Origin of the sequence: Arthrobacter sp. AFG20, assembly GCF_002892795.1 — a bacterium.
Lineage (GTDB): Bacteria > Actinomycetota > Actinomycetes > Actinomycetales > Micrococcaceae > Arthrobacter.
Genome location: NZ_PJMC01000027.1, coordinates 20,105 through 42,097, shown reverse-complemented (window position 1 = coordinate 42,097; position 21,993 = coordinate 20,105). Strand labels below are relative to the sequence as shown.

The window sequence follows — 21,993 nt, the reverse complement described above, 5'->3', positions numbered from 1 at the left end:
GGAGGACTGGGACACCCGGGCGTACCTGCGCCACCTGCCCGGCGTGTTCGAGGCGGTCCGGAATGAATTCGGCCCGGAACTGCCTTTGCTGCACGACGGCCACCATCGGATGACGCCGATCCAGGCCGCGAAGCTGGGCAAGGCGCTGGAACCGTATGACCTGTTCTGGCTCGAGGACTGCACCCCGGCCGAGAACCAGGAGGCATTGCGCCTGGTCCGCCAGCACACCACCACGCCGCTGGCCATCGGTGAAATCTTCAACACCGTGTACGACTACCAGAGCATCATCAAGGAACAGCTGATCGACTACGTCCGCGCCGCGTCCACGCACTTCGGCGGGATCTCGCCGCTGAAGAAGGTGATGGACTTCGCCGCGCAGTACCAGATCAAGTCCGGCTTCCACGGCCCCACCGACATCTCCCCGGTCGGGTTCGCCGCGCAACTGCACGTGGGCCTGGCCATCCACAACTACGGCATCCAGGAATACATGCAGCACTCGGACGCCACCAACACGGTCTTCGAGCAGTCCATGACCTTCACCGACGGCTACCTGCACCCCGGAGACACGCCCGGCATCGGCGTCGAATTCAACGAGGAAGCCGCAGCCGCCTACCCGTACCAGCAGGCCTACCTGCCCTACAACCGCCTCGTCGACGGCACCGTCCACGACTGGTAGCGCTAAGTCCGCCGTTGCTGGAAAGCGGGTGGCTAGGCTCGGGGCTGGAGGCCGGGCACGCCGTCGTCGATCCGGAAGGACGCCTTGGTGCTGACCGCCGCGCCCGGAGTGTTGACGTAGTCCAGCACCCGGAAATCTGCGGTCAGGGAATCCTTCGTGATGCTGGTCCGGACGTAGCCGCGCTGGTCGTTGAAGAACTTCAGGTGATCGTTCCAGGCCATGGTGGGGTCCGTGACGGAGCCCGTGCCGTTGCCTGTGGAGGTGACGGACGTGCACACCAGCTCAGAGCCCACCACCGGTGCGTCCGGATCCTTGTAGTCGACCTTGACGTTGTTGGCCCAGTTGCGGTGGACGTCGCCGGTGAGGACGACGGCGTTGCGCACCTTGGCGTCCACCCAGCCCTGGGTGATGCGGCGGCGGGAGGATGCGTAGCCGTCCCAGCCGTCCATGGACACGTCGTCGATGTCGGCGGCCTGGTTGCGGTCCCGCTCGGCGAAGAACACCTGCTGGCCCAGGAGGTCCCAGCGCGCCTTGGACTTCCGGAAACCGTCCAACAGCCACTGCTCCTGATCGGCCCCGGTGATGGTCCGGTTCTCCGCCAAGCGCTCCTGGACGTTCTTCCGCCAGCCGTCCCCCGCCAGCTGGTCGTCGCGATACTGGCGGGTGTCCATCATGTGGAAGTTGGCAAGCTGGCCCCACTGAACCGTGCGGTAGATCTTCATGTCTGCCCCGGCGGGCATGGACGGAGCGCGGAGCGGCATGTTCTCGTAGTACGCCTGGAAGGCGGCGGCCCGACGCTTCCTGAAGTTGGCCGCAGTGTCGTTCAGCTGGGCCGGGTCCGCGTTTTCCGGGACCTCGTCCGCCCAGTTGTTATCCACTTCGTGGTCATCCCAGACCACCAGCCACGGCGCCGCGGCATGCGCAGCCTGGAGGTCGGCGTCGGCCTTGTACTGGGCGTGGCGCTGGCGGTAGTTCTCCAGCGTCACCGTCTCCGGGCCCTCGTGGTCGCGGACATTCCCGCCGCCGGTCACGTAGGAGCCCTTCTTGTACTCGTACTGGTAGTCGCCGAGGTGCAGCACCAGGTCCGGCTGGTCCTCGGCGAGGCGGCGGTAGGCCGTGAAGAAGCCGTGCTCGTACTGGGCACAGCTGGCGAAGGACATGGACAGGGCCGCGGGCGTTTCGTACCAGGCCGGGCTGGTCAGTGTGCGGCCGACAGGACTGATATGGCGGCCGGCGCGGAACCGGTAGAAGTACTCGCGCCCGGGCTTCAGGCCGCGCAGTTCCGCATGGACCGAGTGGGCACTTTCCGGCAGGGCCTGCTCCACGCCGCGCTGGACGACGTTCCGCATCGCAGCGTCCTCAGCAACCTCCCAGGCCACGGCGACAACGCGGGAGGGCATGCCGCCCAGCCCGTCTTCTGCGAGCGGGTTGAGCGCGAGCCGGGTCCAGAGCACGAAGCCGTCGGGCCAGGGGTCGCCGGAGGCGACGCCGAGGGTGAAGGGATCTGTCGGGAGGCTCGCTTCTGCGTTCCGGGAATCGGCGATGGCGGTGCCGGGCAGGGCGATGATGAGGCCGGCACCGAGGCTGCTGGTGATGAGTGTTCTGCGGGTGATGTCCATGGCCCCGAACCTAACGGGGCAGCTTGGACAGGCGAGGACGCGCACGTGAATCGCGAGTGAACGGTAACATGCCGTCGGGCGAAGCGGCGGACCGCTCCCTGGGAGGCTGCGTTTGCTTGGCCGCTGCCTACTTGGACGGCTGGGGCACTTCGCAGGTCAGCTTGGGGTTGGCGCCCATGTAGTTCAGCGGTCCGGCGGCGATGGTGATCGCCACGGTTCCGGCCTCCGTGCACGAGTCCGGGGAGCCGCCGAAGTAGCCCCGCTGAAACGCAGCAAATACACCGATGATGAGCCAGATGACCACAAGTAGTCCGATGATCCTCACGGCAGCCTCCGTAGCCCCGTTGCCACTTCAATGTGTGACTAATTATCCACGGGGCCTGCCATTGAGGACAGGGTTACCGGAACGGGCCTTGCGGTTCTGCGTGCGGCTCGGGGGCCGCACGCCAGGTCAGCTGGGTTCGGTGGTGTCCACCGGTGTTTCCTCGACGTCCGGGGTGTCCTCCGCCGTGGCAATCTGGTCGTTGCCGGGCGTTCCGGCCCGCGTGCTGTCCGTGCCCTCTTCCGGTTCGAACGTGTTCGGCTCGCCTGCGCCCACCGCGACGCCGTCGCCGGAGTCCGGGACGCCGTCCCCTTGGGTCTGCGGTGAAGTTCCGCTGTTCTGGTCATCCTGGCCGGTTCCTTCAGTGCTCATGTCGTCTCCTGAGACCTCGTGGGGCTGGAAGTTTTACCGTAACAGCGGGAAAGGACATCCGTAAGGGGGCTTAGGATTTCACTTCTAAGGCGGTTTTCCTCGGCGCACACAGGCGGTCTTTAAAGTGGCAGAAGAATCAGCAGGCAGGCAGGGCTGGTGGCGCGTCTTCCACGACAAGTTTGTGGTTGAAGAACGCTACATGGAGCCCAGTGCGCGGAAGGCGCTCTACGTGACGGCGATCGTCCTCGCAGTTGTGGGGGCAGCCGTCTTCTTCTTCGCTCTCTCAGGTGTTCAGGATCATGACGGGCTGGCCAGTGCCGATGACGCGTCGTGGAAGTGGCTCCTGACGACGCGCTCGCAGGTGCTGACCGTGGTGATGATTGTCCTGGCTGTCATCTTCGGGCCCGTGGCGCTGCCCATCATCGTCCTCGTTGTCACGGTGGCATGGGGCATTCTGGCGAAGCATGCCTGGCGGCCGATTCTGTTGGCGGCGGCAATGTTGACCGGCGTGGGACTGGCGCAGCTCATCGGCAGGTCGGTCGACAGGCAACGCCCTCCAGTGGACCAGATGCTGTTCGGCGCAGACCACACCTTTTCGTTTCCGTCGGGCCACGTTCTGGGGGCCTCCGACTTCCTGCTGATAACGGCGTTCCTGGTCTTTTCCCGCCACCGGAAACCAAAAACAACTGTGGTCGGTTTTGTCGGGGCCATCATCGGAGTAATCCTGGCGTCCGTCAGCCGGCTGTACCTCGGCTATCACTGGGTGAGCGACGCCGTGGCTTCCGTGGCACTATCGCTGGTGGTGCTCGGTGCCGTGATAGCCGTCGACACCTGGCGCACCGCCCGGGTGCCGGGTGAAGAAGTTACGGGCGAGCTTTCCCGGGCCGACGCCCCGGACTGAAAGCATGGCCACCGAAGCCGATGTCCGCAGGATCTGCCTGGCACTGCCGGGCGTGACCGAGCGCGCCAGTTGGAACCAGCCAGCCTGGTTCGCTAAAACCCTGATGGCCCGCATCTGGGAAACGGACGTGCTCACGGTCAAAACCGCGGAGCGCGAGGCTCTCGCGGGCACGGATCCGGAGACGTATTTCTGGACGCCGCACCATGAGCGTTCACCGCAGTTGGTCCTCGTCCGGCTTTCAAGGGTCGACGGCGGCCTGCTCGCCGAACTGCTCGAGGATTCCTTCCTGCTCGCCGGCGGCCGGCTGTAGCCCGCAGGGATCAATCGCCGTCGTCCGGGCGGGCGTTCCGGGCCCTGGCAAGCTTCAGTTGCCGCCGGAGACGCGCGTTGTCCATTTCGAGTTCCAGCACCTTCGCCACGCCTGCCAGGTTGAGTCCTTCGTCCAGGAGTTCTCCGATGCGGCGCAGGACGGCCAGGTCAGATTCGCTGTATTGGCGGGTGCCGCCGTCGGTCCTTTCCGGGGTCAGCAGGCCGCGGCGCTCATACAGCCGGATGTTTTGCTGGCCTGTTCCCACGAGCTCCGCCACCACCGAGATGGCGTATAACCCGCGCCCGGTGCTGTCCCGGTTGGCCATGTGATTCCCCGTCCAGATTTTTCTTGATTTTCCCCTTGCCCCAGTTTGTCACCGGTGCTATAAAAAATCTATACCCACCACCATAGATAAGTGGTGATGGGCAGCCATAGAACCTACATGCTGAAGGGAGTGGGAAATGATGCTAATCCGTACTGACCCGTTCCGTGAGCTGGACCGGCTCACCCAGCAGGTCTTCGGAACAGCAGCCCGTCCGGCGGCTATGCCGATGGATGCGTGGCAGGAAGACGGGGAGTTTGTGGTGGCCTTTGACCTGCCCGGGATTTCGCCGGACGCCGTGGATCTGAACGTTGAAAGGAACGTCCTCACTGTCCGCGCCGAGCGCCGGGATGCCACCCAGCCAAATGTCGAGCTGGTGGTTTCCGAGCGGCCACGCGGCGTCTTCAGTCGGCAGCTTATTCTCGGTGACACGCTGGACGCGGACAACATCAAGGCCAGCTACGACGTCGGAGTGCTGACACTCCGGATCCCGGTAGCCGAGCAGGCAAAGCCACGGAAGATCGAGATCGAAAGCAAGGGCCAGCTGCATCAAATCGGGACGTAGCCGGCCGCCGCGCTGGCAGGGGCGGCCTTCACGTACCCGAAGGCCGCCCCAGCCGCGCTAACAGGAACAACCACTTCGACAGGCTTCAGTGATGACCAGACCCGCACCGGATTACTATTCGGTGCTGCAGATTCCGCACCGCGCGTCGCAGCAGGAAGTCGCCCGCGCCTACCGCGCGCTGATGCGCCGCCACCATCCGGATGTTGCCAACGGTGAAGCGGTACCAGCCGAACTGCAACTCGTCATGCAGGCCTTCTCCGTTCTTCGGGACCCAAAGCGCCGCGCCGCCTACGATCGCGAGGTACTTTGTGCCGGAGCTCCCGACCCATCCGCCAGCCAGCCACAAAGCATTCCAGTCCACGTAGTCCGGCACCCTGAACCGCCGCTGCGCGTCACCTCCGTCCGGTGGGAAAGCGGACCGTGGGCCTGAATCCGACCTGAACGTCAGAGGAGAACCACTGCCATGAGCGATTGGCGCCGCTACGACTCCCACCTGATCCCGGCCTTCCATGAGCGCTTCGAGCAGCGCTGGGGCAAGGGCACAGCGCCGTTCCTGGATCCCGAGGCCCATGAGGAGCCACTTCCCCGCGCACAGTGGATCAATCCCACAACCGGTGCCGCGCTGGCCGTGGTGCCCATCTGGTCCGACGACGACCAACAGCACCGTACGTTCGGAGTGTTCTACCTGCCGCCGGCTGGGGACATTTGGGTGCTTCGCCCTGGCCGCACACAATTCCTGGAGCCTGGCGAGCCCAGCTCCGCGAACCTTGTGGGCCTGCGGAATGATGCCTTCCGCAAGGCCGTGTCCCACGCCAACGAATTCCTCTTCGGGCCGCCACCGCTGGTGGACTGACCCGTAAGTGGACCCGCCCGTGAGTGGACTAACCCGTTGGTGGACTAACCGGGCCCGGCGAAACCAACGCTGCCAAAGTCGGGCCCGGGGAAGAAGCCCGGCCGGGGGAAACCCGGCCCGCCAAATCCGGGCCCGGGAAGGCTAGGGCCGCCGAAGCCGCCCTGCCCGTCCCCGCCGCCGGCGGGGCTGCTGCCCAGCAGGCTCCTGGTGAGGGTCTCGCCGTCGGCCATCAGTTCTTCCACCGCCGCGAGCAGGTGGCTGTCCGACACTGGTGCGCCGTCCAGTGCGGCACGCACGACGGCGCGGCGGACCAGTTCGCGGGCGAACGACGCCGTTGTTCCTTCGGTGCGGGCGGCGGCGTCCCGGACAGCATCCGGGCTGAACGGAATGCCGCGCGCGTACAGCGTCACCAGCCCGATGCGCTCGTCCGCGGCCGGCAGCGGAATATCCACGGCCAGGTCAACCCGGCCGGGGCGCTGGGCAAGGGCGCGTTCGAGCATGTCCACGCGGTTGGTGGTGAGGACGAACGCGACGTCGGCGTCGTGGTCCAGGCCGTCCATGGCGTCCAGCACCTCGAACAGCAGCGGCTGCGGCCCGTGCCCGAAGCTCCGGTCCTCAGCGATCAGGTCGCAGTCCTCAAGCACAACGATCGAAGGCTGCAGGGCCCGGGCCATGGCGGCGGCCTCGGAGATCCTGGCCAGGGAACCTCCCGACAGCAGGATCGCGGTGATGCCGGCGCTCTGGCTCAGCAGGTACCGCACCGTGTGCGTCTTGCCCGTCCCCGGCCGGCCGTACAGCAGGATGCCCCGCTTGAGGTGCTGGCCGTACTCGTTTAGCGACTCCCGGTGTGCGGCGATGCCCAGGGCGTGATCGGCCACCCTCTGGAGCAGCCCCTGGGGAAGGATGACGTCGGAAGCGGTGAGCTCCGGCCGGGCGTGGAACGTGACGCCTCCGCTGCTGGGCCCGTACTCACCCATGACCAGGGAAATCACTTGGCCTTTCAGGATGCTGCCGCGCTGCATGCGCCTGCGGAATTCGGACAGGAAGTCCGCCGCGTTTTCCGCATCAGCGGCCAGGACCTCGAGGCACGCCGTCTGCCGCCCGTACCGCGGCGCCGCGTCCCGCTGCAGGACGGCAACAGGGCTGCCCGCGTGCCGGAACAGCCACAGGCCCAGTGCCACGGCCTGCCGCTGCTCTTCCGGTCCCACAGCGAGGTTGATGTAATCGGGCTGGGACAACGGAAACTGCGGAAAGAACTGCGACTGCTGCAGCATGTCGCTCAGGGACTGGTGGTGGCGCTGGTCGCCGCCGCCGATGCCCACCAGCCGGAACTGCTCGTCCTCGGCGGCGAGTTCGGCCATCAGGATGTCTGCGTCCACGAACCGGTGCGCCGGCACCTCCTCCACCACCACAGCGAGTGATTCGGCCGGCACCGCCAGATGTTCGGTGATTGTTGTCAGCAGCTGCGTTCCGGCCTTCACGCGGTGCGGCCCGGACTGGGCGATCTGCACCAGCTGCGCGAAATCATCGATGAACTTCCCCAATTTTTCATCCATGCCGCAGACCCTACCAGCGCCGGTCAAGACCCTGCCGGGGCCGGAGGCGGGGTGACGCCAGGAACCCCGTTCAGGCCCCTCGTCAGCGGCCCTGGCCTGTGCCATTCTGGGAGGTACCGCAGTCCAGAGGTACCCCAGTCCTCTTGAGCTGTTGAAGGATCGGAGCTGTGGAAGGACCGGAGCCGTCGAAGGAGAAGGCCATGTTTGCGCCCAAGGGTTCGTTTTCCAGCTTTAGCGTGGACGAACGTGATGTCCGTGATTAATCCTGACAGCGCTTAATCCGGGCAGTGCGGCGCCCTGAGCGGTAGACTCCGGCAATCTGAAGTTTTGGCCTAACGGCCTTTCGCAACGTCACAGAGGTCCAGCGATGCATCCTTCCGCCAAAGAATTGGCAGCCATGGTTCCGGCCGATTTCACCCTGGGGGTAGCTACAGCCGCCTTCCAGATTGAAGGGGCGCTCGATGAGGACGGCCGCGGACCCGCCGGCTGGGACGTCTTCGCCGCCAAACCCGGGACCATCGTGGACGGCCACAGCCCCGCCGTGGCGTGCGACCACTACCACCGCATGCCGCAGGACGTGGCCCTGATGAAGGAACTGGGCATCGATTCCTACCGGTTCTCACTGGCATGGCCGCGGATCCAGCCGGACGGCCGCGGGGCGGTGAACCGGGCCGGCCTGGACTTCTATGACCGGCTGCTGGATGAGCTGCTGGCCAACGGAATCGCCCCGATGGTCACGCTCTACCACTGGGACACTCCGCTGGCTCTCGATGAGGACGGCGGCTGGCTCAACCGGGACACCGCCTACCGGCTGGGGGAGTTCGCCGCCATCGCCGCTGCCGCCTACGGGGACCGGGTGGCGCGCTGGGTGACCATCAATGAACCCGCCACCGTGACCACCAACGGCTATGCCCTGGGCCTGCACTCCCCGGGAAAGGCCGACTTCGCCAACGGCCTGCCCACCGTGCACCACCAGCTGCTGGGCCACGGCCTGGCACTGCAGGCGCTGCGGGCCGCGAAGGTGCCCGGCGAAATCGGCATGACCAACGTGTACTCGCCCGTGGTCCCGAACTCCGGCAACCCCCTCGACTGGATCAGTGCCGGAGCCATGGATGTGGCACAGAACCGGCTGTACGCGGACCCCGTGCTGACGGGAAAGTACCCGGACCTGATTCGCGCGGCGAAGTTCTTCTCGTCCTTCGAGCACCCCGAAGAGGACATGGCCGTCATCTCGCAGCCGCTGGATTTCTACGGCATGAACTACTACATGCCCACCCGGGTGGCTGCCGGCGGCGGGGACAGCCCCGTTCCGGCGGCCATGGCGGAGGCGATGGGGGATGACCTCAAGGGGGCCACTCCCGGTGCGCCGCTGCACATTGAGCCGTGGCCGGACACCGAAACCACTGCCTACGGGTGGCCCGTGAAGCCCGAGTACATGGCCGTGGCGCTCAAGGAAATGGCCGAACGCTACCCGAACCTTCCGCCGGTGATCATCACGGAGGGCGGGGCGAGTTTCGAGGACATCAGGGTCCTCGACAAGTCCACCAACCGGGCCTTCATCCCCGACGAGCGGCGGGTCCGTTACCTCTCCGATCACCTCGGCACCGCCCTCCGCGCCACGGCCCCCGGCGGTGAAGCCGAGGCGATCGACCTGCGCGGCTATTACGTCTGGTCCTTCATGGACAACTTCGAATGGTCGGGCGGGTACAAGCAGCCGTTCGGCCTGGTGCACGTGGATTTCGAGACACAGGTGCGCACGCCGAAGGCTTCGTTCTACTGGTTCCAGGAACTCCAGGAGGAACGGAAGCTGGCCGCCTCCGCGGACGCCGCCGTCGCGGCTGCGGCAGCAGGACCGGACGGAGCCGTGGCTGATGGCATGTTGACAGACGTAGGGATGTCCGACGGCGGAACGTCCGACGGCGGGCCGGTCACCTGAAGCAGTTCGCGCACCTAGAGCAGCTCGAGCTCCCTGAGCTGGCGGGCTATGCCCGCCCCGTCGGGGGAGTAGATCCACGGCACCGTTGAGGCGCTGTGGTCCCCGTCTTCGGAGTGGCCGCCGGCGAAGACGGCCTCGCTCACGGACAGTTGCCGGATGGCGATGGCCGCCACCTTGTGCGCGTTGTGCTGTGTGAACTGCGAGTAGATCTGCTCGTCATGCTGGCCGTTGTCGCCAATCAGCAGCCAGCGCATGTGCGGGAATTCCGCCGCCAGCCGCTCAAGGTTGCGGCGCTTGTGCTCCTGGCCGCTGCGGAACCACCGGTCCTGGGTCAGTCCCCAGTCCGTGAGCAGCAGCGGGCCCGCCGGATACATGTTCCGGGTCAGGAACCGCGCGAGCGTGGGCGCTGCGTTCCAGGGGCCGGTTGAGAGGTAGATGACCGGCGCGTCGGGATGTTCAACGGTGAGCCGGTCCAGCAGCACCGCCATGCCCGGGGTGGCCATCCTGGCCCGCTCGCTCAGCACAAAGGTGTTCCAGAGCGCCAGGAACGGGCGGGGCAGTGCCGTCACCATGACGGTGTCGTCAATGTCGGAAACGATGCCAAATTTTGTGTCCGGGGCAATCACGAAGATGCTGGCTTCTGCCGGCTCGGTGCCGTCGGAGCGGAGGATGGCGGTGTGCCAGCCGGGGGCCAGGGACACCGGAATATCGATGTCCACCAGCCCGCCGCGGTCTGCCTTGACCTTCGTGACTGTTCCGCCGATTTCGATCTCCACGTCGGAGCCCGGAATGGGAACGCTGGTGAAGGCACGCCAGCCGCGCACATTCTCGGTGCCGTTCCGGGCGGCATGGTCGGCGCGGCTGCCGGGCACGGGCTTGCTGGCCAGCACTACCCTCCCCAGGACCCGGACCCATTCCGTGGAGCCGTAGCCCTGGTAGGCGATGGTCTTGGGCTCGAACTTCCAGCGCCGGGCGACCTTCAGGCGCGACGTATTGATCGCATCCGAAAGCCGGTGGGCCAGGCGGAAGACGCGCGTCCCTGACAGACTCGCCCCTGACAACGGTGATTCCTGTGACGCCATGTCCATGCCTTCACTCTGCCACAGGGCGGGGGCCCTTGGGTTGCCGTCCTGCTCTCTGTTACTCGCCGCTGTCTCCCAGCATGCCGCGCAGGGTGGCGGCGTTACGCACGGCGTTGCCGCCGCCGTCGTTGTTGAAATACGCGAAGACTTCCCGTCCGGAGCTGCGCCACTCCCGGATCCTGTCCGCCCACCAGCCCAGTTCCTCGTCCGAGTAGGAACCGCCGTACAGGTGCTGGTGGTCGGGCCCGTGCAGCCTGACGTAGACGAACGGTGCGGTCGCCTGGAGGTTGCAGGGTAGGCTGGCGCCGCTCATCACGGTGTACGCAGCCTGGTGCCGTTCCAGCAGTCCGTACACCTCCGGCTGCTCCCAGCTCGGATGACGGAACTCCACAGCCACCCGGATCCAGTCCGGCATGGCACCCAGGAAATAGTCCAGCCGGGCGTCATCCCTGGCCATGCCGGGAGGCAGTTGGACCAGCAGCACCGCGCGCTTGTCGCCGAGTTCGTGCCAGCACCGCGAAATGCGTTCGATCCAGACTTCCGGGCCGTACAGCTTCTTGCCGTGGGTGAGCCCGCGCGGGGCTTTGACGGACAGCGAAAAACCGGCCGGCAGCCTGGTCCGCCAGCCGGCGAACGTGGTGTCCCGCGGCCAGCGGTAGAAGCTCGCGTTCAGCTCCACCGTGCTGAACCGTGCCACATAGTGCTGTAGCCTGTCCCGGGCGGGAAGCCCGGGCGGGTACAGCACATTTTCCCAGTGGTCGTAGCTCCAGCCGGACGTACCGATGTGGGTCCTCACCTCGCGGACGTCACTCGAAGTGGGTTGCTACGGGGCCGCCGCCGGCAGACTCCACAATGGCCGCAGCGACATCGCGCAGCTTCAGGTTGCGCGTGCTTGACGCCGACTTGATCAGGTTGATGGCGTCCTCCTGGCTGCAGCGGTTCTGCGCAATGATGATCCCGACAGCGGTGTCGATGATGGTCCGTGACTCCATCGCCCGCCTCAGGTTGGCGGCGTTGTCATTGCGTTGCGCCAGCAGGACCGCGAGCCGGAGACCCTTGGACGCCTGCTGGACGTAGCTGATGGCGCTGTCAATGGCGGTGGTGTCAAAGACGTTCGGCTTCTCCGAGTACAGGTTGAGTCCGGCCCGTGCGTCGGCGCCGGGCAGGTCGAAGGGAACCGCCAGTACCGAGCGGATGCGATTCTGCAGCACGGTGTCGTTGTATTCCGGAAACTCTGTATCGAGCTCGAAGTCCGGAACGTGGACAATCACACCCTCGCGGCAGGACCGCAGGCAGGGGCCGTCGCCGAACTGGTACTGAAGTTCGTCCACGGCCTGGGCATGCTCGCTGCTGCTGGCCACCGTGGCCGCGGAACGGTGCCGCAGGAGGGTGATGCCGCAATAAATCCCGCCTTGCGGCCCGGACATGCGCTCAGCCGAGTACCGCGCCAGCTCCTCCAGGAAATCCTGCACATCCTGCGTGTCCAGCAACATGTCCTGGACGCGCCCCACCACGTCGGCCTCGTTCACGCGAACATCCACTCAAGGCTCCAATTCCGCCGTACAAACCGGCTGTGCCGGGCAAGTGGGCAATGCTGGCTGGGTAGGCTCCGGCGGCCGCTCCGCCTAACTTCAGGCTACACCCGGGCACCCCTCGTGCCACGGGGCCTGCTGTGGCACTGTAAGGGCATGGTACGCATCGAGGATTATGCGGTGGTCGGGGATCTGCACACGGCGGCCCTGGTCAGTACTGAAGGGTCGATTGACTGGCTGTGCCTGCCGCGGTTCGATTCGCCGGCCTGCTTCAATGCGCTCCTGGACACCCCCGAAGCCGGCCGCTGGCTCCTCGCCCCGGCAGCTGGGGGCGGCTGCACGCGGCGTCGCTACCGCCGACACACCCTCATCCTGGAAACCGAGTGGGAAACTGACGACGGAGCTGTCCGGGTTATCGACTTCATGCCGCCCCGCGACGAGGTGGCGGACATCGTGCGGATCGTGGTGGGTCTGCACGGACACGTCCGGATGAGAAGCGAGCTGGCCCTGCGCTTCGACTACGGCCACATCATGCCCTGGGTGCGCCGGGACAGCCACGGCCTCCACGCCATCGCGGGACCTGATTCTGCCTACCTGGTGACCACCGCCCCGCTGCGCGGCGAACGCATGCACACCGTCAGCGATTTCACCGTGAAAGCCGGTGAACGGGTGCCGTTCGTGCTGACCTGGGCGCCCAGCCATGTGCGGCGGCCCCGGTCCGTGGACGCCGAGGAAGTCCTGGAATCCACCGAACGGTTCTGGCGGGAATGGACGGATAAATGCAAGGTGTCCGGGCCCTACAAGGATGCGGTGCAGCGCTCGCTGATCACCCTCAAAGCCCTTACCTACGCACCCACCGGAGGCATCGTTGCGGCCGTGACCACGTCATTGCCTGAACAGTTGGGCGGGCCTCGGAACTGGGATTACCGCTACTGCTGGCTCCGTGATGCCACCCTGACGCTGCAGGCGCTGCTGGCCGCCGGCTACACCTCCGAGGCGGCGGCCTGGCGGGACTGGCTGCTGCGGGCCGTGGCAGGGGACCCTGCCGACCTGCAGATCATGTATGGAATCCACGGCGAGCGCAGGCTGCCGGAACTGGAATTGCCCTGGCTGGCCGGCTACGAGAACTCGGCGCCGGTCAGGGTGGGCAACGCGGCCGCGGGCCAGCTGCAGCTGGATGTGTGGGGTGAGGTGCTGGACTGCCTTGCCCTGACCCGCAACTCACTGCTGAAGCACACCGACGAAGCGTGGGACGTCCAGGTGGCACTGATGGAATACCTGGAAGGGGTCTGGGACCAGCCGGACAACGGGCTGTGGGAGATGCGCGGGCCGCGGCGGCATTTCACCCATTCCAAGGTCATGGCATGGGTGGCAGCGGACCGGATGGTCAAAGGGGTCCGGGATGCCAGGCTTCCCGGACCCGCCGACCGCTGGGAGGCGCTCCGCGACACCATCCACGCCGAGGTCATGACTAAGGGCTTTGACGCCGACCGGAACACCTTCACGCAGAGCTATGGCCGACCCGAACTCGACGCCAGCCTGCTCCTCATTCCCCGCGTGGGCTTCCTCCCGCCCGACGACCCCAGGGTGATCGGCACCATCGAGGCCATCCAGCGCGAACTGACCGAGGACGGGTTCGTGCTCCGGTACCGGCCCCAGGTAAGCGATGACGGACTGCCAGGGGGTGAGGGGGTTTTCCTCGCCTGTTCCTTCTGGCTCGTGGAGGCGCTACTTGGGGCCGGACGGCACAGGGAGGCCACGGAACTGTTCGAGCGGCTGCTGTCCCTGCGGAACGACGTCGGCCTCCTGAGTGAGGAATGGGGCGTCCAGAGCGGACGGCATCTCGGGAACACCCCGCAGGCCTTCAGCCATTTCGCGCTGGTGACCAGCGCCTTGGAACTGAACCAGCGCCGGCTCCGCCGGAGCGACAAGCCACTCCCGTCCAAGGCTCACACTGCCTGAGGGCTCGGCGCCGCAGGCCTTGTTCGCACCGGAATTTGGGTGACACCTCTCACCTTCGGTTTGTAAGTAAGTATACTTACTAAACACCTCAGCGAAGGGGTGAAGAAGGAGGAAGCCAAAATGGCTGGATATTTCGAGTTGGTGGACGCTCCCGACGGCGGTTACAGGATCCGGCTGCTTGACGGGACGGGGGCACTGATGGCGGTGTCCGTCACCTTCCCGACGAAGCGCGCAGCAGTTGCCGGGGTTGCCCAGGCCAGGGAGATTGCCGGTACGGGCCTGATCCGCGACTGCTGCAAGGATGCAGTAAAGCGGCCCGCGCAAAAGCGCCATGCCAGGCCCCCGCTTCAGGCGGTGAAGTCCACCGTTGATGCCGGCTACGGCTCCCCGAAGAGCTTCCGGCAGCGGAAGCCTGCGCCGCAACTGGCCGATGTTGGCGCGGTTGTCCGTGGATAAGGCGGCGGATGGGGAGTCGGGGCGGTTGCCGGCAGGGCTGCGCCGGGAGAGTGGTGTCCTGTTCGATGTTGACGGGACGCTGATTGACTCCGCCTATATCCACACCCTCGCCTGGTGGCAGGCCTTCCGGCAGTCCGGTTTCGACGTGCCCATGGCCCGGATCCACCGCTGTGTGGGAATGGGCGGGGCGCGTTTGGTGGACCATTTGCTGCCGGAGTCCCGGAACAGGGAAGTGGACGAGGATATCCTGTCCGCCCATTCAGGGGTTTTCGGCACGTTCTGGCCGTCGCTCCGCGCTTTCGACGGTGCCCGGGACCTGCTGGCCAAATGCAGTGAGAGTGGCCTGGCGGTGGCCCTGGCCTCGTCCGCGAGGGAACAGGATCTCGAGGCGTTGCGGTCCGCCCTGGCGGCGGATGACTTCATTGATGCCGCAACGAGCTCCAATGATGCGGAGAACAGCAAGCCCGAGCCGGACATCCTGGTGGCAGCGCTGGAGGCTGTGGGGGTTCAGGCCTCCGCCGCAGTCTACGTCGGGGATGCGGTGTGGGATGTCATGGCGGCCAGCAGGCTCGGCATCCCCACCATCGCCCTGACCTGCGGCGGCACCAGCGAGGCGGAATTGCGCGACGCGGGGGCCGTCGAGGTCTACGAGGGTCCGCGGGAGCTGCTGGACAACCTGGGCCGCAGCGCGATCGGAAAGCTGCTCGCGGGCTAGGGAGGCCTCCGGCGGAGTCAGGCCCCGGCCGTGTCCACCCTGGATTCGGTGTTGGTGGACTCGGTGTTCGTGAACCCGCCACCCTCAGGCTCGTCTGCGTAGGACCCCTTGTTCCACGACACCGCAACCGCCACGGAGCCGTCGTCGTTCCTGACCACCTCGGTGAGCACCTCTGAAACCGCCGCCCCCATGGCGAGGATCTTTGCGCGGTAGGTGGTCACCAGTTCCTCGAGGCTGGCCTCCGTCCATTCGCCGGGGCGCATGCGCGTGGAGATTTCCACCGGCTCGGGCTGGTACAGCGACATGATGGGCGCCTTTCCTTAGGGGCAAGAACAGTTCCTACGCTAGGAGCGTTCTCCGGCTGAAACAAGACAAAAAGCAAGGATGCTTACTTTCCAATCCTGAATCCCGAAAAATTGATAAGCATACTGATCTTCACATCGAAGCCGGATCGGGCTACCGTCGAAAGGACGCGACGTGCAGCTACAGGAAGGGACTCCATTGAAGGCACTGACTTGGCAAGGCAAGCGCTCGGTGAGCGTGAAGGAGGTACCGGACCCGGTCATCAAGGAGCCCACGGATGCGATCGTGAGGATCACGTCATCCGCGATCTGCGGCTCGGATCTCCATCTGTACGAGGTGCTGGGCCCCTACATGCACAAGGACGATGTGCTGGGTCACGAACCCATGGGCATCGTGGAGGAAGTGGGGAGCGCCGTCACCAACCTGGCAAAGGGAGACCGCGTGGTCATTCCCTTCAACATTTCCTGCGGTCACTGTTACATGTGCTCGCAGGGCCTGCAGTCGCAGTGCGAAACCAGCCAGGTCCGGGAAAAGAATTCCGGGGCCGCGCTGTTCGGCTTCTCGGAGCTGTACGGCTCCGTTCCCGGCGGACAGGCGGAGTACCTGCGGGTGCCGTTCGCGGACTACGGCCCCGTCAAGGTGGGGCAGGAGTTGCCGGACGAGCGGTATCTGTTTCTCTCGGACATACTCCCCACCGCCTGGCAGGGCGTGAAATACGCCGATGCTCCGGCCGGCGGCACGCTGGCGGTCTTCGGGCTCGGCCCGGTGGGGCAGTTTGCCTCCCGGATCGGCACCTACCTGGGCCAGCGGGTGATCGGCGTGGATCCGGTTCCGGAACGCCGCGAGATGGCGGCACGGCACGGCGTCGAGGTCCTGGACTACGCGAAGGGCGTCGTTGACGAACTGCGCGAGATGACCGGCGGCCGGGGACCGGACGCGGTTGTGGACGCCGTCGGCATGGAGGCGCACGGCTCGCCGGTGGCGGCATTTGCGCACCAGGCGCTGGGGCTCCTTCCCGACAAGGTGGCGCAGAAGGCCATGGAAACCGCCGGAGTGGACCGCCTTGCGGTACTGCACACGGCCATTGACGTGGTTCGCCGCGGCGGCACGCTGTCCCTGAGCGGTGTGTATGGCGGCACGGCCAGTCCCATGCCGCTGTTGACCATGTTCGACAAGCAGATCCAACTCCGTATGGGCCAGTGCAACGTCCGCCGGTGGACGGACGAGCTGCTTCCGCTGGTGGAGGACGACGCCGATCCGCTGGGTGTGATGGATCTGGTCACCCACACTGCGGGGCTGGCCGAAGCGCCGGAGCTCTATGAAAAGTTCCAGAAGAAAGAGGACGGCTGCATCAAGGTGGTCCTCAAACCCTGACGGGTCACTGGATACCCGGGCTTTAGCAGCGAGGCCCGGGGCGGAGGCCGGCGGGGGACTTACCCCGCCGGCCGCTTTCCGTTTCCGGGGCCGGTTCCGAGTGGCTCGCCTACGGGCCCGCTCAGCCCTCGCGCCACTCGTGGCCGGTGATGTGGGAACCGGCCTGCGGCCCCATCTGGAGCATGCCGCCGTCGACAGCCCAGGACGCCCCGGTGACGTAGCTCGACGCCGGAGAGGCAAGGAACGCGATGACGGCGGCCACCTCCCGGGCATCGCCGGGCCTGCCGAGGGGAACGCCGGGCCGGTCCTTGGCGCGGGGGTCCTCGTCGGTCTGGCCCGTCATCGGCGTCGCTATCTCGCCGGGCGCCACGGAGTTGGCCGTGATGCCGTGGGTGGCCAGCTCCAGCGCGATGGTCTTGATCAGTCCGCCCAGCCCGTGTTTGGACGCGTCGTACGCCGACGAGCCCACCCGCGGCTGCGTCTCATGGACGCTCGTGACGGCGATGATGCGGCCGCCCCGGCCGGCGTCGACCATCCGGCGGGCTGCCGCCTGGATGCAGAGGAAGGCGCCGTTGAGGTTGGTATCCAGGGTCTTGGCCCAGGTCTCATAGTTCAGCTCGAGGAACTTGGTGCCGTCGCCCGTGCCGGAGTTGTTGACGAACACGTCGACGCCGCCCAGGTCCTCTGCCAGGCCGTCAATGACACCGGCGCACGTCAGGAGGTCGGTGGTGTCGAGCTGCCGGACCACAGCGTTTCGGCCCTCTGCGCGGACCTCCTCCGCCGTCCGCTCGGCACCGTCCCTGTCCGAATGCCAGGTGATGCCGACGTCCAGTCCGGCCCGGGCCAGGGCTACCGCGGTGGCGCGGCCGATCCCGGAGTCGCTGCCGGTGACGATGGCTGTGGCGGGCGAGAAGTTCATGGTGCGTCCTTTCAGTGTCAGGCTGCCGCATCCACAACGCAGAAGCGATTTCCGTCCGGGTCTTCGAGCACGATGAAGTCCGGGTCATCCGGATAAGAGTCCCAGTCCACCCTGGCTGCGCCGAGCTCGACGAGGCGTTCCACCTCGGCGGCCTGGTCATCGGCGTAGAGATCAAGGTGGAGGCGCGGATGGGGCTGCACCGGGGTTTCGCTGAGCATGAGGGCGAGGCGGGCGCCGTCACCTTTCTGCGGGACGAGTACCACCCACGTTTCATCGCCGTCTTCCCGCGGGACATAGCCGAGGGCGTCGCACCAGAAAGCGGTGGCGCGGACAACGTCGTTGACACCGAGGACAGTCGTTCCGATGGTCAGCATGCCCCCATGCTTCCGCGCGGCCAGTTGTGATGCAAGGGGTTCCGGAAGCCGGAGACGCCGGAAACGCGCGAAATCGCCGGAAGCGTCCAGCGTGCTGCCAGGCTTCCGGCGATCTCGGCGATTCGGGGCGGAGGCCCTACGTCAGGCGGATCTGGCGGTTCATGTCCTTGTACAGCAGGTAACGGAACTGGCCCGGGCCGCCGGCGTAACAGGCCTGCGGGCAGAAGGCGCGGAGCCACATGAAGTCGCCGGCCTCAACCTCAACCCAGTCGTTGTTGAGCAGGTACATGGCCTTGCCCTCCAGGACGTACAGGCCGTGCTCCATGACGTGCGTCTCCGGGAACGGGATGACCCCGCCCGGCTGGAACGTCACAATGTTGACCTGCATGTCGTGGGCAAGGTCGCTGGAATCCGTGAAGCGGGTGGTCTTCCAGGCGCCGTCGGTATCCGGCATCGCGGTGGGTTCCACCTCGGCATCACTGGTGACAAAGGACTTTGCCTCGTAACCCTCAAGCCGCTCGTAGGCCTTGCGGATCCATTGGAAGGAGACAATGTCATCCGAGACGTTCTCCAGGCCCCAGGTGGCGCCGGCGGCAAGGTAGGCGTAGCCGCCTTCCTCCAGCTGGTGAAGTTCGCCGTCGAGGGTCAGGTTGACCTTGCCCTTGGTGACGAAGACGACGCCTTCGACGCCGGGTTCAAACTCGGCCTTGGGAGCGCCGCCGCCCGGGCCGATCTCCACGATGAGCTGTGAGAACGTGGTGGCAAACCCGGCGATCGGGCGGGCCAGGATCCAGGAGCGGGTGTTGGAGAAACCCGGCAGGGTGCTGGTTACGATGTCGGTCATGACACCCTTGGGGATGACCGTGTAGGCCTCCGTGACGATGGCCCGCTCCGTGGTGAGGTGGGTCTGCGGCGGCAGGCCGCCCTGGGGGTAGTAGTACTTGCCCATGATTGGATCCTTTACTTCGAAGTGGAGTGGGCCAGCCGCGGGTGCGCGAGGCCGGTCAGTTGGGGGATTCCGACGCCGGCAAGCGCCAGCACCTCGTCGGCACCCACCGCGCCGCACTGGACGCCGCGCCGCACGAACGCCGCAAGCGCGCGCGCGGTGGCGGGCTCGTCCATGACTCCGCCTTCGGTGCGTTCCACATAGTTGCGGAGCCGTACCGCCGCGGCCGGCAGGCCCTGGCGGTAGAAGGCGTACGTCGCCGCGAAACGGCTGGGCAGCTGGGCCGGGTGCAGGTCCCAGCCCTGGTAATAGCCGCGCTCCAGGGAACGCCGCACCAGGCGGCCATGCAGCTGCCACGCGTTTTCGACGTTGTCGCCCACGGGAATGATGTTCGTGGAGCCGTCGGACAGCCGGATGCCGGTGCCAGCCACGGCCAGCTGCATGACTTCTTTGGCGAAGTCAGCCACCGGGTGTTCCATCGACTGGTACTCGGCGGAGATCTGCAGGGAAGCGGAGTAATCGTAAGTGCCGTAGTGCAGGCCGCTGATCCGGCCGGGAACGGCGTGCGGCAGCTGTGCCACCGGGGATGTCCCCTCCGGGCCGAGGATGAGCTGCGGCGTCTCCACCTGCACCTCGAACCGGAGCCGGCCGGCGGGGAGGGAGTGGATTTCCTCGAGCCGGGAGACCGCGTAATCCATGGCCTGCACCTGCGCCACGGTGGTGACCTTGGGCAGCGTCAGAACCAGGCCTTCGGGCAGTTCGCCCGCCGCGGCCAGGCCGGAGACGAACAGGTCGAGGGTGCGCAGCCCGCGGGCGCGGGTGGGGGCCTCGAAGCACTTGAACCGGATCCCGATGAACGGCGGCGCGGAGCCGGCCGAAACAGCGGTTGCCACGGCGGACGCCGCGGCAACCGCGGCGGCGTCCTCGGCGTCGTCGCCCCTGTCCCCGAACCCGTCCTCGAAGTCGAGCCGGAGGTCCTCGATCGGCTCGCTTCCCAGCTTCATCTCCACACGGGAAGCGACGGCGCCGGCAAGGTCGGCGTCCTGGCCCAGCAGCGAACCGAGCCGGGCCAGCCCGCCGTGGGCGGCCGCCGTCGCCAGCGCCTGGGTTCCCCAGTCGGCGGCCAGCGACGGCGTGAAACGGTCAGCCGGAACGTACACGGTGTGGACGGGCTGGCGGGAGCCGTCGTCGCCCGGGTAGTTCTGCTCGAGCAGCCGGTCGGTGTCCGCCAGCTGCCCGTCGATCCGGGCCAGGTCCGCCGCGGTCAGCGATGTTTCGGGTACCGCCATGCCTCAGCCCACCAGTTCGTAGGCAGGGGTGGTGAGGAAGTCCGTGTAGTCCTCGGACAGGCAGATGTCGCCGATCAGGGCGCTGGCGGGCTGGTAGTAGCGGGCGAACGCTTCTTCGCCCACCTCGCCGCGCAGCTTTTCGGTTTCCTCGGCCAGGATCCGGGTGACCAGCTCGCGGGTGACCTTGTTGCCGGTGTCCGCGAGGACCACCTCGTTGCGGATCTGCTGCCAGACCTGCGAACGGGAGATTTCCGCCGTCGCGGCGTCCTCCATCAGGTTGTGGATGGCCACCGCGCCGTTGCCGGAGATCCAGACCGCGGTGTAGGCCACCGCGACGTAGAGGTTCAGGCGCAGGCCGGCTTCCGTGACCTGGCCTTCGGCGGAGGCAATGTCCAGCAGCTGGCCGGCCGTGACCGAGACCTCCGGGCGCTGCTTGTCCAGCTGGTTGGGCCGGTCGCCGAGCACCGAATCGAAGACCTCCTGGCACACGGGCACCAGGTCCGGGTGGGCCACCCACGAGCCGTCGAAACCGTCGTTCGCCTCGCGGGTCTTGTCCGCGCGGACCTTCTCGAAGGCCTGCGCGGTGACCTCGGGCTCGCGCCGGTTGGGGATGACCGCAGCCATGCCGCCCATCGCGAAGGCGCCGCGGTGGTGGCAGGTCTTCACCAGCAGCTCCGTGTAGGCCCGCATGAACGGCGCCGTCATGGCCACGGTGGCGCGGTCCGGCAGCACGAAGCTGGCACCGGCGTCGCGGAAGTACTTGATGATGCTGAACAGGTAGTCCCAGCGGCCGGCGTTCAGGCCCGAGGCGTGGTCCCGCAATTCGTAGAGGATCTCGTCCATCTCGAACGCCGCCGGGATGGTCTCGATCAGCACGGTGGCGCGGATGGTGCCCTGGCCGAGGCCGAGGAAGTCCTGGGCGAAGACAAAGACGTCGTTCCACAGCCGGGCCTCGAGGTGGCTCTCCATCTTCGGCAGGTAGTAGTACGGGCCGTGGCCGTTGAGCACCAGCTGCTTGGCGATGTGGAAGAAGTGCAGGCCGAAGTCAACCAGCGCGCCGACGGCGGGTTCGCCGTCGAGCAGCAGGTGCCGCTCCTCCATGTGCCAGCCGCGGGGGCGGGCGACGACGACGGCCAGCGGGGCGTCGGTGCGGAGCCGGTACTCCTTGCCCTCGGGGGAGGTGTAGCTCAGCGTCCCGGTGGCGGCATCGCGGAGGTTGAGGATGGCGTCGATGACGTTGTCCCACGTGGGTGTGCTCGCGTCCTCAAGGTCTGCGAGCCACACCTTGGCGCCGGAGTTCAGGGCGTTGATGGCCATCTTGGCCGGCGAAGCCGGCCCGGTCATCTCGACCCGGCGGTCCTGCAGGGCCGCCGGTGCCGGCGCAACCTTCCAGTCGCCGTCGCGCACGTTCTTGGTCTCCGGCAGGAAATCCAGGCTGCCGGTCCGGGCCACCTGTTCACGCTTGGCCTTGCGGGCGGTGAGCAGTTCGCCGCGCCGGCCGGCGAAGCGCTTGTGGAGCTCCTCCACGAACGCGAGGGCCTTCGGGGTGAGAATCTCCTCCGCACGCTCGATCGGCCGGGGGTCTGTGACTGTGATAGCCATTGTGGGT

At 66.6% G+C, this 21,993-nt stretch carries 25 protein-coding genes; 11 read left to right on the top strand and 14 right to left on the bottom strand.

All coding sequences use genetic code 11. The annotated features are described in order from the left end of the window. Positions 1 to 676, top strand: a 676-nt coding sequence (locus tag CXZ05_RS21430; protein ID WP_308411013.1) for an enolase C-terminal domain-like protein, incomplete at its 5' end; no start/stop codon positions are given. Positions 677 to 708: 32 nt separating this feature from the next. On the opposite strand, the gene CXZ05_RS21425 is transcribed toward CXZ05_RS21430, so the two are convergent. The 3 genes from CXZ05_RS21425 to CXZ05_RS21415 all read right to left on the bottom strand — a co-directional run bounded on the left by CXZ05_RS21425 (position 709) and on the right by CXZ05_RS21415 (position 2,989). Continuing rightward, a complete protein-coding gene (locus CXZ05_RS21425) occupies positions 709 to 2,295 on the bottom strand; it encodes an alkaline phosphatase (RefSeq protein ID WP_102974475.1) in 1,587 nt (528 codons plus the stop codon). Between the two features lie 127 nt (positions 2,296 to 2,422). Then, positions 2,423 to 2,620 (bottom strand): hypothetical protein, encoded by a 198-nt coding sequence (locus CXZ05_RS21420; RefSeq protein ID WP_076800319.1) that lies wholly within the window; start codon positions 2,618 to 2,620, stop codon positions 2,423 to 2,425. A gap of 126 nt (positions 2,621 to 2,746) precedes the next feature. Beyond that, positions 2,747 to 2,989 (bottom strand): hypothetical protein, encoded by a 243-nt coding sequence (locus CXZ05_RS21415; protein WP_102974474.1) that lies wholly within the window; start codon positions 2,987 to 2,989, stop codon positions 2,747 to 2,749. A 124-nt stretch (positions 2,990 to 3,113) separates the two neighbouring features. Between CXZ05_RS21415 and CXZ05_RS21410 the strand changes: the two genes are divergently transcribed. Continuing rightward, positions 3,114 to 3,890, top strand: a complete 777-nt coding sequence (locus CXZ05_RS21410; protein WP_258006679.1) for a phosphatase PAP2 family protein — start codon at positions 3,114 to 3,116, stop codon at positions 3,888 to 3,890. 4 nt (positions 3,891 to 3,894) lie between these two features. Continuing rightward, entirely contained in the window at positions 3,895 to 4,200 is a 306-nt protein-coding gene (locus CXZ05_RS21405; protein ID WP_102974473.1) for an MmcQ/YjbR family DNA-binding protein, read from the top strand. Between the two features lie 10 nt (positions 4,201 to 4,210). Here CXZ05_RS21405 and CXZ05_RS21400 read toward each other — a convergent pair whose 3' ends face one another. Then, positions 4,211 to 4,525, bottom strand: coding sequence for a MerR family transcriptional regulator (locus tag CXZ05_RS21400; protein WP_102974472.1), 315 nt, complete (start codon positions 4,523 to 4,525; stop codon positions 4,211 to 4,213). Positions 4,526 to 4,664: 139 nt separating this feature from the next. Between CXZ05_RS21400 and CXZ05_RS21395 the strand changes: the two genes are divergently transcribed. From CXZ05_RS21395 to CXZ05_RS21385, 3 genes are all read left to right on the top strand, one after another. Continuing rightward, on the top strand, positions 4,665 to 5,087 hold the full coding sequence (locus tag CXZ05_RS21395) for an Hsp20/alpha crystallin family protein (RefSeq protein ID WP_102974479.1): 423 nt from the start codon (positions 4,665 to 4,667) through the stop codon (positions 5,085 to 5,087). 91 nt (positions 5,088 to 5,178) lie between these two features. Next, on the top strand, positions 5,179 to 5,517 hold the full coding sequence (locus CXZ05_RS21390) for a J domain-containing protein (protein ID WP_102974471.1): 339 nt from the start codon (positions 5,179 to 5,181) through the stop codon (positions 5,515 to 5,517). Positions 5,518 to 5,550: 33 nt separating this feature from the next. Next, on the top strand, positions 5,551 to 5,940 hold the full coding sequence (locus tag CXZ05_RS21385) for a hypothetical protein (protein ID WP_102974470.1): 390 nt from the start codon (positions 5,551 to 5,553) through the stop codon (positions 5,938 to 5,940). 44 nt (positions 5,941 to 5,984) lie between these two features. Here the strand turns inward: CXZ05_RS21385 and CXZ05_RS21380 are convergent, their stop codons facing one another. Then, positions 5,985 to 7,496: an ATP-binding protein gene (locus CXZ05_RS21380; protein WP_102974469.1), complete on the bottom strand. Its 1,512-nt coding sequence runs from the start codon at positions 7,494 to 7,496 to the stop codon at positions 5,985 to 5,987. 367 nt (positions 7,497 to 7,863) lie between these two features. On the opposite strand from CXZ05_RS21380, the gene CXZ05_RS21375 reads away from it, so the two are divergent. After that, the gene (locus CXZ05_RS21375) at positions 7,864 to 9,432 is read left to right on the top strand and encodes a GH1 family beta-glucosidase (RefSeq protein ID WP_102974468.1); all 1,569 of its coding nucleotides are present in this window, start codon (positions 7,864 to 7,866) and stop codon (positions 9,430 to 9,432) included. Between the two features lie 14 nt (positions 9,433 to 9,446). On the opposite strand, the gene CXZ05_RS21370 is transcribed toward CXZ05_RS21375, so the two are convergent. Genes CXZ05_RS21370 through CXZ05_RS21360 form a run of 3 tightly spaced genes read right to left on the bottom strand, consistent with a single transcriptional unit; the run spans position 9,447 to position 12,007 of the window. Further along, complete coding sequence (locus CXZ05_RS21370) at positions 9,447 to 10,520, bottom strand: App1 family protein (RefSeq protein WP_180987490.1); 1,074 nt, start codon at positions 10,518 to 10,520, stop codon at positions 9,447 to 9,449. 52 nt (positions 10,521 to 10,572) lie between these two features. Then, the gene (locus CXZ05_RS21365) at positions 10,573 to 11,310 is read right to left on the bottom strand and encodes a DUF72 domain-containing protein (RefSeq protein WP_102974467.1); all 738 of its coding nucleotides are present in this window, start codon (positions 11,308 to 11,310) and stop codon (positions 10,573 to 10,575) included. Between the two features lie 10 nt (positions 11,311 to 11,320). Further along, the gene (locus CXZ05_RS21360) at positions 11,321 to 12,007 is read right to left on the bottom strand and encodes a GAF and ANTAR domain-containing protein (RefSeq protein ID WP_102974477.1); all 687 of its coding nucleotides are present in this window, start codon (positions 12,005 to 12,007) and stop codon (positions 11,321 to 11,323) included. A gap of 195 nt (positions 12,008 to 12,202) precedes the next feature. Between CXZ05_RS21360 and CXZ05_RS21355 the strand changes: the two genes are divergently transcribed. From CXZ05_RS21355 to CXZ05_RS21345, 3 genes are all read left to right on the top strand, one after another. Then, positions 12,203 to 14,008, top strand: coding sequence for a glycoside hydrolase family 15 protein (locus CXZ05_RS21355; protein ID WP_102974466.1), 1,806 nt, complete (start codon positions 12,203 to 12,205; stop codon positions 14,006 to 14,008). A 120-nt stretch (positions 14,009 to 14,128) separates the two neighbouring features. Beyond that, entirely contained in the window at positions 14,129 to 14,464 is a 336-nt protein-coding gene (locus CXZ05_RS21350; protein ID WP_102974465.1) for a hypothetical protein, read from the top strand. Continuing rightward, positions 14,457 to 15,179: an HAD family hydrolase gene (locus CXZ05_RS21345; protein ID WP_102974476.1), complete on the top strand. Its 723-nt coding sequence runs from the start codon at positions 14,457 to 14,459 to the stop codon at positions 15,177 to 15,179. Before CXZ05_RS21350 ends, CXZ05_RS21345 begins: the two co-directional genes overlap by 8 nt. A 17-nt stretch (positions 15,180 to 15,196) precedes the next feature. On the opposite strand, the gene CXZ05_RS21340 is transcribed toward CXZ05_RS21345, so the two are convergent. Then, entirely contained in the window at positions 15,197 to 15,484 is a 288-nt protein-coding gene (locus CXZ05_RS21340) for a hypothetical protein (RefSeq protein ID WP_102974464.1), read from the bottom strand. Positions 15,485 to 15,680: 196 nt separating this feature from the next. Between CXZ05_RS21340 and CXZ05_RS21335 the strand changes: the two genes are divergently transcribed. After that, entirely contained in the window at positions 15,681 to 16,856 is a 1,176-nt protein-coding gene (locus tag CXZ05_RS21335; RefSeq protein WP_102974463.1) for a zinc-dependent alcohol dehydrogenase, read from the top strand. 121 nt (positions 16,857 to 16,977) lie between these two features. Here the strand turns inward: CXZ05_RS21335 and CXZ05_RS21330 are convergent, their stop codons facing one another. The 5 genes from CXZ05_RS21330 to aceB all read right to left on the bottom strand — a co-directional run bounded on the left by CXZ05_RS21330 (position 16,978) and on the right by aceB (position 21,986). Next, entirely contained in the window at positions 16,978 to 17,775 is a 798-nt protein-coding gene (locus CXZ05_RS21330) for an SDR family oxidoreductase (RefSeq protein WP_102974462.1), read from the bottom strand. 17 nt (positions 17,776 to 17,792) lie between these two features. Beyond that, positions 17,793 to 18,149, bottom strand: coding sequence for a VOC family protein (locus CXZ05_RS21325; protein ID WP_102974461.1), 357 nt, complete (start codon positions 18,147 to 18,149; stop codon positions 17,793 to 17,795). 136 nt (positions 18,150 to 18,285) lie between these two features. After that, positions 18,286 to 19,098 (bottom strand): bifunctional allantoicase/(S)-ureidoglycine aminohydrolase, encoded by an 813-nt coding sequence (locus tag CXZ05_RS21320; RefSeq protein WP_102974460.1) that lies wholly within the window; start codon positions 19,096 to 19,098, stop codon positions 18,286 to 18,288. 11 nt (positions 19,099 to 19,109) lie between these two features. Then, positions 19,110 to 20,384: an aldolase gene (locus CXZ05_RS21315; protein ID WP_102974459.1), complete on the bottom strand. Its 1,275-nt coding sequence runs from the start codon at positions 20,382 to 20,384 to the stop codon at positions 19,110 to 19,112. A 3-nt stretch (positions 20,385 to 20,387) separates the two neighbouring features. Further along, complete coding sequence (gene aceB, locus CXZ05_RS21310; RefSeq protein ID WP_102974458.1) at positions 20,388 to 21,986, bottom strand: malate synthase A; 1,599 nt, start codon at positions 21,984 to 21,986, stop codon at positions 20,388 to 20,390. Positions 21,987 to 21,993 lie beyond the last annotated feature (7 nt).